Below are 10,522 nucleotides of genomic sequence, written 5' to 3' on the forward strand. Positions count from 1 at the left end.
TACCATCATACTTTTTTATTTACCAAGAACGGGAATTGGGCAGTTATACAACAAGGAATGAATCTTCAAAGAAAAGCTGCGCGTCGTTATCACTGGCGGGGAGGGCTTCGAAAAAATTTTATTGAGGAGCCACATACTGGAATCATAAGCCAGAAGAAATTTAATCATTTAAACTTATCTGCAAAGGGCTCAAAAGAAAATCGTAATATTTCTTTGGATTTAGTAGGAAGTAATTTTAGGCAAATTGAGAAAGATTTAAATTTATTATCCAAGAATCTTACTGACATTTCTTCTGTTAAAAAAATAAATTTACCAGATGATAGTGTATGGCCCAAAGAACCTAAAGATTTAAATTTCAATACACCCTACATAAAAAAAACAGTTTCTGAATTAGTATCAAAAAAACCAAAAACATTTACTGAACTTTTATATCAAAAAGGAGTTGGTCCAAAGACAATAAGAGCACTTTCTTTAATTGGTGAATTAATTTATGGCAAAAAACCATCTTACAAAGACCCATCTCGTTATTCCTTTGCTCATGGTGGCAAAGATGGGGTGCCGTATCCGGTTGATCTTGATGTTTATGAAAAAACAATCAACATAATGGAAAAAGCGATAAGAAAGAGCACACTTTCTTTACGGGAAAAAGAAGGTGCCTTTTCAAGATTAGATAAAAATTTTGCTAAATAATAATTATTGCCTAAAATCTTAGAATTTAGTAAAATTTATCTTCGGTCCTTCAAGATCGTTTTTTATTAAATCCATTTTCATGAAAAGATTTCTTTTCACTTCAGAATCAGTGACAGAAGGCCATCCAGATAAAGTAGCAGATATTATATCAGATGCCGTTTTAGATGAGGTTTTAAGAAATGATAAATATGGAAGAGTTGCATGCGAGGTAGCTGTCGGAATGGGTTATGTTATTGTTGGGGGAGAAGTAAGTACTAAAACCTGGATAGACGTAAATAACTTAGTAAGAAATGCTGTTAAGGAAATTGGATACGATAAACCGCAATATGGTTTTGATTTTAATACTCTTGCAGTTTTTAATGTAATTCATGAACAATCGGTTGATATTGCGAGGGGTGTTAGAAAAACGGCGACTAAAAAACAAGGAGCAGGGGATCAGGGTATGATGACAGGATATGCCACAAAAGAAACTCCAGAGTTAATGCCACTTCCCATAATGCTAGCTCATAAACTATCAATGAAATTAGCTGAGATAAGAAAGAAAAAAACTTTACCCTTTTTGAGACCAGACGGGAAAACTCAAGTTACTATTGAATATGAAAACGGGAGACCAAAAAATTTACAATCTATTGTCATTGGTGCCCAGCATGAGCCCAATGTTAAGAATTCCATTTTAAAAGATGCGATTTTAAAGAAAGTTATAAAACCGGTTTGTAAAAATTATCTTACAAAAAAAACAAAGATTTTTATCAACAATACAGGTAGGTTTGTAATTGGGGGACCAGTGGCAGACTGTGGCGCAACCGGCAGAAAAATTATAGTTGATACCTATGGGGGCATGGGTCATGTTGGTGGAGGAGCGATGTCAGGAAAAGATCCAACAAAAGTTGATAGATCAGGTGCTTATATGGCACGCTATATTGCAAAAAATATAGTAGCCGCTGGTTTTGCTCAAAAATGCGAAATACAGATAGCTTACGTTATTGGTGGTACAGGGCCACTTTCTATAAATTTAAATACTTTTGGTACTAATAAAGTTTCTGAAGAAAAAATAGTAAAAATCATTCCAAAAGTTTTTGATTTGTCGCCTGGTATGATAATAGAAGAACTTAATTTATTACGTCCTATCTACAAAAAAACTGCTTCTTATGGACATTTTGGCAAGGAAGAAAAGGAATTTTCCTGGGAGAGAAAAGATAAAACAAAAGAATTAAAAGAAAAAATATAACTTTTTTAGAATAAAAACATGAACCCAGAAATTTTTAAAGCATATGATATAAGAGGAGTTTATCCAAAAGATATTGATGAGGATTCAGCTTTTAAAATTGGGAGGGGTCTTGTTGCATTTCTTGAGGGTAAGAATCCAGGTAAAAAAACAATTATTTTGGGAAAAGATAATAGAATTTCTTCACCAGCTTTATTTAAATCTTTTAAAGAAGGAGTGAAGAAAGAAGGTGCTGATGTTATTGATATTGGACTTACTACGACCCCGATGTTTTATTTTGCTTCAAATTATTTTAAAGCTGATGGCGGAGCAATGATTACTGCTTCTCATAATCCTAAAGAATATAATGGATTCAAAGTTATAAAGGAAAACTCAGTAAATATTGGAAAAGACGAGGGGATGGAAGAGCTTGCCGAGATTGTAAAAGCAGAAAAATTTTCTGAGGGCAAAGAAAAAGGAAAAGAAAAAAAAGAAGAAATTCTCTCTAAATATCTTAAATTTAACTTTAGCTTTTTGCGAAAAGATAAAATTTCTCCATTAAAAATAGTTATCGATACGGCAAATGCTACTTCGTCCCCACTTATTGATTATTTTAAAAAAGAATTTAATCAAATAGAATTTTATCATCTTTTTCCAGAGCTTGATGGAAATTTTCCCAATCATGAACCCGATCCGATTATATCTGAAAATTTGAAAGAACTTATAAGAGAGGTTAGAGAAAAAAAAGCTGATTTTGGATTAGCTTTTGATGGAGATGCTGACAGGATAGTTTTTGTAGATGAAAAAGGTAATAACATAGATGGGGATCTTATAACAGCTTTACTGTCAAAAATTATATTGCAAGAAGAAAAAGGCGCAAAAATTCTCGCCGATATTAGTTCAAGCAAAATAGTAGAAGATACTGTAAAAGAAAATGGTGGTAAATTTTATCTTTCAAGAACTGGTCATTCTTATATAAAGCCAATGATGGCAGAAAATAATATTTATTTTGCAGGCGAGAAATCAGGACATTATTACTTGGGTAAAAACCATAATTTTGAAACGCCGCTTTTTGTTCTTTTCAAAATAATAGAAGAGCTCTCAAAAGAAAAAACATCCCTCTCAGAAATTATTTCTTCTTTTAAAAAATATGTAAATTCGGGAGAGATTAATTTTGAAATTAAAGATAGAGAAAGTGCATTAAGGGAGATAGAAAATTATTTTAATTCTAAAAATTATAAAATATCAAAGATTGATGGAATAAAAGCAGAAGGAAAAGATTTTTGGTGTCTTGTAAGGCCATCTAACACAGAACCACTTTTGCGGACTATAGTTGAGGCAGAAAGTAAAGAAGTAATTACAAGGGAAGTAGAAGAAATAAAAAAGATCCTAAGCAATTTTAGTTAATTTTAAAAATGAAAAACAAAAATAAAAAATGCATAATTGATACCGCTGTTATTCCAATTGCCGGACTTGGAACACGTTTTTTACCTCTTTCAAAAATTATTCCAAAAGAGCTTTTTCCGCTTGGCGTAAAACCAGTTGTACAGTATGTCGTAGAAGAAGCACTAGAGGCGGGGGTAAAAAAAATAATTTTTATTATATCTCCCAAAAAAAGAGATATTTTTAAAAGATATATTTTAGGTTATTTTAAAAAAGACGAAGAACTAATAAGTATTTTGAAGGAAAGAAAAAAAGAAGAAGCTCTTTATGAACTTAAATGTATTCCTAGGGTTAAATATGAATATGTTGTGCAAAGAAAGCCAAAGGGAGATGGGGATGCAATTTTAAAAGTTGAGAAGCTTGTTGGTAAAAAACCATTTCTAGTTCTTTTTGGAGATGATATTTCTCTTCCTTGTTATCCAAGAAAGAGCAAAGAAGGAATTATAAGCGAGGGAATGGCAAATGAACTTGTTAAAACTTATAGTAGTGTAAGATCACCTGTTCTTTGTTTGTATAAAATGCAAAAAGACAGATTAAGTTCTTATGGTGTTCCTAAAATAAAAGAGGTTAAAGACAGAATGTTTCAAATATTAGATCTTATAGAAAAACCAAAACCAAAGGAAGCTCCCTCAAATTTTGCCTTAGTGGGGAAGTATGTCTTAACACCAGATATCTTTTATTTTTTAAAGAAAACAGAAGAGCAAAATGGTGAAATTATATTAGCAAATGCCCTAAAAGAAATGATAAGACAGGATAAGAAAATTTTTGGTTTTGCGACAAAGAATAAATGGATTGAATGCGGTACAAAAGAAAAATGGATAGAAAATTTTAAATATTTTACAAAATAATATCGTGAACCTTTTTGATACCCCTTGACACCTTTATAATTCCCTGATAAACTTGTATCTTGTTTTTTACTATGAACAAAATAAATCCAAATCAAGTTTATACGACAAAGGAAGCGCAGGATTTTTTGAAAGTAAGCAAAAGCACGATAAAAAGATACCTTAAACAAGGCATTATCCGTGCAAAAAAAGTTGGGGGCAGATATAAAATTTTAGGAAAAGAACTTTTGGGACTAGTATCACCAGAATTGGAAAGCAAAGCTAAAAAAGGTTATCTTGATTTCAGAAAAAAAATAAAAGATAGAATTAAAGACTGGTAGTTAATCTAATTAAGTTAATAGATTATGAAAAAATTAGAAAATTTGATTAAACAAAAAAAAGCAAAAGTCGCAATTATCGGACTTGGATATGTAGGTTTGCCGCACGCTGTTGAAATTGCAAAAGCGGGCTTTTCTGTCCTTGGAATAGATATTTTAAAAGAAAGAGTAAATAAAGTTAACAAGGGAAAATCATATATTGACGATATAAGCAATGAGGACTTGAAAGAAGTTGTGCTAAAAAATAAAAAATTAAAAGCATCAGATAATTATTCTTTACTCAAAAAATCAGATGTTGTGATAATTTGCGTACCAACTCCTCTTGATAAATATAAAATTCCGGATATTTCCTATATAAAAAATTCTGCAGAAGAGATTAAAAAGAATTTTGACGGGAAAAAATTGATAATTCTTGAGAGTACGACATATCCTGGAACTACAGAAGAAGTTTTATTACCCATTTTTGAATCAAGTGGCAAAAAAGCGGGAAGAGATTTTTATCTCGTATTTGCTCCAGAAAGAATTGACCCCGGAAATCAAATGCCACTTGTTAAAATTCCAAAAGTAGTTGGAGGCGTAACTAAGAATTGTACAAAACTAGCAAGGCTTTTTTACAGACAATTTTTAGAAGAAGTCCATCCAGTATCTTCGCCAAGCGCGGCTGAGATGACAAAAATATTGGAAAATACTTATAGGTTAATTAATATTTCTGCAATTAATGAAATTTCCTTGCTTTGTGGAAAAATGGGCATTGATCTTTGGGAAGTTATTGAAGCGGCAAAGACAAAGCCCTATGGTTTTAATGCTTTTTATCCTTCTGCCAAAATAGGAGGTCATTGTATTCCTTTGGACCCTTTTTATTTATCTTGGAAGGCAAAAGAATATAATTTTTGGGCAAGGTTTATTGAACTGGCTGGAGAAATAAACGAACAAATGCCACATATGGTCGTTGTAAGGGTTACTTCAGTTTTAAATCAGGAAAAAAAACCGGTAAAAAGTTCAAAAATACTTATTTGGGGGGTTGCTTACAAAAAAGATATTGCAGATTCTAGGGAATCCGCAGCGCATGATATTGCAAAAGAACTTTTAAGAAAAGGTGCGATAGTTGATTATTTTGATCCTTATTGCAAAGAATTTAAAGCTGATGGCGTAAAATTAACTTCGATTAAATATAAACCTTCGGTACTTAAAAATTACGATCTTGTTTTAATCCTAGCCGATCATTCGGGATTTAATTACGAAGCATTGGCAAAAAATTCTAAGTTAGTTTTAGATACTAGAAACGCTATAAAATCAAGAAAATACAAAAATGTTTCTTGGTGGTAATAAAAATTCACCCCGTTAAATTGCTTCGCACTAGTTTTGCTGGATTTAAAAAGGTAAAAATTTATGAAAAAAAATATTGGTCTTATTGGCGCCGGTTATTGGGGAAAAAATTTAGTGAGAGTTTTTTTTGAATTAGGTGTTTTGAAAGTTATTTGCGACTTGGATAAAAATATTTTAGCGGAGAGAAAAAAAGAACATCCCGGACTTGAAATTACAGAGAAATTTAATGATATTCTAAACGATAAAGACATAAAGGGTGTTGTTGTTTCAGCTCCAGCAGCTTTACACTATAAATTAACAAAAAAAGCGCTTTTGGCTGGTAAAGATGTTTTTGTTGAAAAACCTCTTTCTTTAAAAGTAAAAGAGGCAGAAGAGCTTGTAAAATTAGCAAAAAAGAATAAAAGAATTTTAATGGTCGGACATTTACTTTTATATCATCCAGCGATTAAAAAACTAAAAGAGTTAATAAAAAAGAAAGAATTGGGCGAAGTTCATTACATATATTCAAACAGACTTAATTTTGGAAAATTACGAACAGAAGAAAATGTTCTTTGGTCATTTGCTCCTCATGATGTAGCAGTAATTATTGATTTAATGGAAGATATTTTGGGCATGCCAAAGAAGGTAAACGTAATTTCGGTTGGTAAATCGTACTTGCAAAAAAAAATTCCAGACACTACCCTATCTTTTTTTCAGTTTAATAAAGGAAAGGCTGCTCACATTTTTGTTTCTTGGTTAAACCCATTTAAAGAACAAAAATTGTCTATTATTGGTTCTAAAGGGATGGTGGTTTTTGATGATCAGTCGCAGGAAAAACTTACATTATTTAAGCACAAAATTGGATGGAAAAAAGAAATTCCAGAAGCAATAAAAGACGAGGGACAGGTAATAAAAATTGGCAATGAAGAGCCGTTGAAAGAAGAAGCAAAGCATTTTTTAAAATGCATAGCTAAAAGAAAAAAGCCAATAACTGACGGTACAGAGGGCCTTGAAGTTTTAAAAATTTTGGATGCTTGCCAGAAATCAATAGATAAAAATGGAAAAGTTATTAATGTAAATCAAAAATAAAAATATGCCTAAAGTTAAAATTCATGAGACCGCTGAAGTAAATAAAGATGCAAAAATTGGAGAAGGGACTGCTATTTGGCAAAATTCACAAGTTTTTGCTGGGGCTGAAATAGGGAAAAATTGCACAATTGGTCATAATTGTTTTATTTCAGGGAAGGCAAAATTAGGAGAGGGTGTCAAAATAGAATCAAATACTGATGTTTGGGATTTAGTTACTTTGGAAGATTATGTTTTTGTCGGTCCGTCGGCTGTTTTTACCAATGATCCTAATCCACGCGCAAAATATCCAAAAAGGGATTATCCTCAACACGGAAAGTGGTTGGCAACTTTAGTCAAAGAAGGGGCATCTCTCGGTGCTAATTCTACAATTGTTTGTGGTGTAAAAGTTGGGAAATGGTCTTTTGTCGGTGCTGGATCTGTTGTTACAAAAGATGTTCCAAATTTTGCTTTGGTTGTTGGAGTTCCTGCAAGAATTATCGGTTGGGTTTGTGAATGCGGGAATAAGATTGAATTTAAAGACGAAAAAACAATTTGCAAAGTTTGTAAAAGAGAATATATAAAAAAGGGCGATAAAGTTAAAAAAATAAAATAAAAAAATCAAAAATATGGAGCTAACGCATTAAATTTCTCGCGTTGCTCAAAAAATTTATGGAGCTGACGCATTAATTTTTCGCTCCACTCAAAATTATGCAATTTTTAGATTTGAAAAAACAATACAAATCAATCAAGAAAGAAATCGATCAAGCAATTAAAAATGTTTTAGAAAATAGTGTTTTTATTGGAGGTCCCGAAGTAGAAAAATTTGAAAATGACGTTGCAAAATTTTGCGGTGTAAATTATGCCGTTGGAGTAAATTCAGGAACAGACGCACTTTATCTTTCTTTAAAAGCGCTTGGAATTACAAAGGGGGATGAGGTAATTACAACTCCTTTTACTTTTATTGCAACCGCTGACGTTATTGCAAATTGCGGGGCAAAACCAGTCTTTGTTGATATAAATCCCGAAACTTATAACATAGATGTTTCAAAGATAGAAGAGAATATTACAAAAAAAACAAAAGCAATTCTTCCAGTTCATTTGTTTGGACAAATGGCTGATATGGGACAAATTATACAAATTGCAAGAAAATATAGGTTAAAGGTGGTTGAAGACGTCGCTCAGGCGATAAGTGCGAAGATTAAAATAAAAAACAAATGGAAAAGAGCGGGTTCTATTGGAGATTTTGGATGTTTTTCTTTCTTTCCATCAAAGAATCTTGGAGCATATGGTGACGGAGGTATGGTAGTAACAAATAGTAAAAAATTAGCAGACAGAATTAAGCTTTTAAGAAGTCATGGATCTTCTCCAAGGGAAAAATATAAAAATTTGATATTGGGGACAAATTCAAGGTTAGACGCAACACAAGCAGCTATTTTAAATGTTAAATTAAAATATCTTGATAGTTGGAGCAAGGCGAGGGCCGAAAAAGCAAGTTATTACAGCAAAAACATAAATAAGATTACAAGTGAAATTATAACACCAGAAATTCTTCAAGACAGAAATCATGTTTTTCATCAATACACCTTAAGAATTGGTCAAGGAAAGAGGAATAAGATTGTTGATTATTTAAATTCCAAAGGCATTCCGACTATGATTTATTATCCTTTACCTTTGCATATGCAGCCCGCACTTTCTTATTTAAAATACAAAAAAAACAGCTTTCCCGAAACTGAAAGAGCTTCAAATGAAGTTTTTAGTCTGCCTATTTATCCTGAAATTCCAAAAAGCGATCAAGATTTTATCATAAAAAGCATAGAAAAATTTTTTAATAAATAGAATTTTATGAAAATATTAATTGTTATTGGCACAAGGCCCAATTTTGTTAAGACAGCTCCTTTAGTAGAGGCAATTAAAAAATACAACAGCAAAAAAAAGAAAAGAATTACATATAAGATTGTTCATACTGGTCAGCACTATGATTATGAAATGTCAAAACTTTTTTTTCAGGAGCTTAAAATTCCAAAACCAGATTATAACTTGGGAGTTGGAAGCGGTTCTCATGGTTTTCAAACAGCACGTACAATGGAAAAAATAGAAAAAGTAATAGAAAAAGAGAAACCCGATTTTGTAATTGTTTTGGGAGACGTTAATGCTACCTTGGCTGGTGCATTAGTTGCAGCAAAGATGCATATTAAAATAGGCCACATTGAAGCTGGAATGAGGTCGTTTAACAAAAGAATGCCAGAGGAAATAAATAGAATTGTAACCGGACATGTTGCAGATTATCATTTTTGTTCTACAAAAACAGCTGTTTTGAACTTAAAAAGAGAGGGAATCAAGGAAAATGTATATAATGTGGGCGATATAATGTATGATACTTTTCTAAGGGCCGTGAAATTCGCTAGTAAAAATTCAAAAATTTTAGAAAAGCTTAATTTAAAGAAAGGAAACTATTGCTTGGCAACTATTCATCGAGCAGAAAATACTGATGAAAAGGCAAGGCTTAAAAATATTGTCAGCGCTTTTTCTAAGATAGAAAATCTCATTTTTCCTATTCATCCTCGAACAAAAAAATATCTTAAGGATTATAAACTTTGGCAGAGTTTAAACAGGAAAATAAGAATCATAAAACCAGTCGGGTATCTTGATATGCTTTGGCTTGAAAACAATGCTAAGAAAATTTTAACTGATAGCGGAGGAGTGCAGAAAGAGGCCTATTTTGCAAAAGTACCCTGTCTTACATTAAGAGATGAGACAGAATGGGTTGAAACAGTAAAGGGTAAATGGAATATTTTAGTAGGAGCAGACAAAGACAGAATTTTAAAGGCGGTAGAGAGATTTAATCCAAAAAACACGCAAAAAAAATATTTTGGAGGAGGAGATACTTCAAAGAAAATTCTGGAAATTTTGACTAAAAATTATGCAAAAAAAGCTTAATATTTTATTTACAGATCTTATTTATTTAAATCATAATTACGGAGCTCAAGGAATTGCATTCCCATTAATGGATAAATTAAAGGAGTATTTTGACGTTGATCCTACTTTTTTAATTCATAAAAATTACTATAAAGAAGATTTTTTATTTTCAAGAAAAAATAATTTTAAGATTATTGAAAGCCCCAATTCTTTGGTTGTTTTGGGTAATAAATATTTTTTAATAAGGTTTTTATATAAACTTTTCTATTTAATAAAAAGAAGAAAAAAATTGTTAGCAGGGGAGAATAAAAAAAATCTTGCTTTGTTAGAAAACTTAAAAAAGAGTGATGCCATTATTGATTTATCCGGTATAGAGTTTATTGGTAATGTTAAAAACCAAAGAAGAAAATGGTCAAACTATATAAATAAAATATATATGCAGTCTTTAGCCGAAAAACTAAAGAAACCCTACTTTAAATATACAAAATCATATGGTCCTATCTCTGGCAAAATATATACTTTCTTTGTCAGAAGAAAACTTAAAAAGCTTCCTTTCATTTTTGTAAGGGGCAGAGATAATTTAGAAGAGATTAAAAAATTAAAGCTAAAAGTTCCTCTTTATTCTTTTCCGGACGTTTCAATAGCTCTAAGGCCTGCTGATAAAAATTGGGCTGTTGACTATGTGAAAAAAATTGGCATTGACGTATCAAAACCAATTATAGGTATTTCTCCAA

Annotated in this window: 11 protein-coding genes; all 11 read left to right on the forward strand. The window is 31.5% G+C overall.

The features are described 5' to 3' along the window. On the forward strand, positions 1 to 690 hold a 690-nt coding region (locus tag PHI88_03140), incomplete at its 5' end, for a DUF763 domain-containing protein (protein MDD5552122.1). Positions 691 to 769: 79 nt separating this feature from the next. Beyond that, on the forward strand, positions 770 to 1,918 hold the full coding sequence (metK, locus tag PHI88_03145) for a methionine adenosyltransferase (protein MDD5552123.1): 1,149 nt from the start codon (positions 770 to 772) through the stop codon (positions 1,916 to 1,918). Positions 1,919 to 1,936: 18 nt separating this feature from the next. Continuing rightward, positions 1,937 to 3,301 (forward strand): phosphomannomutase/phosphoglucomutase, encoded by a 1,365-nt coding sequence (locus PHI88_03150; protein MDD5552124.1) that lies wholly within the window; start codon positions 1,937 to 1,939, stop codon positions 3,299 to 3,301. Positions 3,302 to 3,309: 8 nt separating this feature from the next. After that, positions 3,310 to 4,185, forward strand: a complete 876-nt coding sequence (locus tag PHI88_03155; protein ID MDD5552125.1) for a sugar phosphate nucleotidyltransferase — start codon at positions 3,310 to 3,312, stop codon at positions 4,183 to 4,185. 71 nt (positions 4,186 to 4,256) lie between these two features. After that, the gene (locus PHI88_03160) at positions 4,257 to 4,502 is read left to right on the forward strand and encodes a helix-turn-helix domain-containing protein (protein ID MDD5552126.1); all 246 of its coding nucleotides are present in this window, start codon (positions 4,257 to 4,259) and stop codon (positions 4,500 to 4,502) included. A 24-nt stretch (positions 4,503 to 4,526) separates the two neighbouring features. Further along, entirely contained in the window at positions 4,527 to 5,825 is a 1,299-nt protein-coding gene (locus PHI88_03165) for a nucleotide sugar dehydrogenase (GenBank protein MDD5552127.1), read from the forward strand. Positions 5,826 to 5,888: 63 nt separating this feature from the next. After that, the gene (locus PHI88_03170) at positions 5,889 to 6,893 is read left to right on the forward strand and encodes a Gfo/Idh/MocA family oxidoreductase (protein ID MDD5552128.1); all 1,005 of its coding nucleotides are present in this window, start codon (positions 5,889 to 5,891) and stop codon (positions 6,891 to 6,893) included. Between the two features lie 4 nt (positions 6,894 to 6,897). Then, the gene (locus tag PHI88_03175) at positions 6,898 to 7,485 is read left to right on the forward strand and encodes an acyltransferase (protein MDD5552129.1); all 588 of its coding nucleotides are present in this window, start codon (positions 6,898 to 6,900) and stop codon (positions 7,483 to 7,485) included. 95 nt (positions 7,486 to 7,580) lie between these two features. After that, positions 7,581 to 8,708, forward strand: coding sequence for a DegT/DnrJ/EryC1/StrS family aminotransferase (locus PHI88_03180; protein MDD5552130.1), 1,128 nt, complete (start codon positions 7,581 to 7,583; stop codon positions 8,706 to 8,708). A gap of 6 nt (positions 8,709 to 8,714) precedes the next feature. Next, positions 8,715 to 9,809 carry a UDP-N-acetylglucosamine 2-epimerase (non-hydrolyzing) gene (wecB, locus tag PHI88_03185; protein ID MDD5552131.1) on the forward strand — a complete coding sequence of 365 codons (1,095 nt, stop codon included), beginning with the start codon at positions 8,715 to 8,717 and terminating at the stop codon, positions 9,807 to 9,809. Next, positions 9,793 to 10,522, forward strand: a 730-nt coding sequence (locus PHI88_03190; GenBank protein MDD5552132.1) for a polysaccharide pyruvyl transferase family protein, incomplete at its 3' end; no start/stop codon positions are given. The genes wecB and PHI88_03190, both read left to right, overlap by 17 nt.

The organism is Candidatus Paceibacterota bacterium, from assembly GCA_028716825.1.
In the GTDB taxonomy this organism is placed as follows: Bacteria; Patescibacteriota; Minisyncoccia; order Minisyncoccales.

Bases quoted from the DNA above. Each gene is read 5' to 3' on its own strand.
- PHI88_03155 (MDD5552125.1), top strand. From the start codon at position 3,310: ATGAAAAACAAAAATAAAAAATGCATAATTGATACCGCTGTTATTCCA.
- PHI88_03150 (MDD5552124.1), top strand. From the start codon at position 1,937: ATGAACCCAGAAATTTTTAAAGCATATGATATAAGAGGAGTTTATCCA.
- PHI88_03180 (MDD5552130.1), top strand. From the start codon at position 7,581: ATGCAATTTTTAGATTTGAAAAAACAATACAAATCAATCAAGAAAGAA.
- wecB (MDD5552131.1), top strand. From the start codon at position 8,715: ATGAAAATATTAATTGTTATTGGCACAAGGCCCAATTTTGTTAAGACA.
- PHI88_03175 (MDD5552129.1), top strand. From the start codon at position 6,898: ATGCCTAAAGTTAAAATTCATGAGACCGCTGAAGTAAATAAAGATGCA.
- PHI88_03170 (MDD5552128.1), top strand. From the start codon at position 5,889: ATGAAAAAAAATATTGGTCTTATTGGCGCCGGTTATTGGGGAAAAAAT.
- PHI88_03165 (MDD5552127.1), top strand. From the start codon at position 4,527: ATGAAAAAATTAGAAAATTTGATTAAACAAAAAAAAGCAAAAGTCGCA.
- metK (MDD5552123.1), top strand. From the start codon at position 770: ATGAAAAGATTTCTTTTCACTTCAGAATCAGTGACAGAAGGCCATCCA.
- PHI88_03160 (MDD5552126.1), top strand. From the start codon at position 4,257: ATGAACAAAATAAATCCAAATCAAGTTTATACGACAAAGGAAGCGCAG.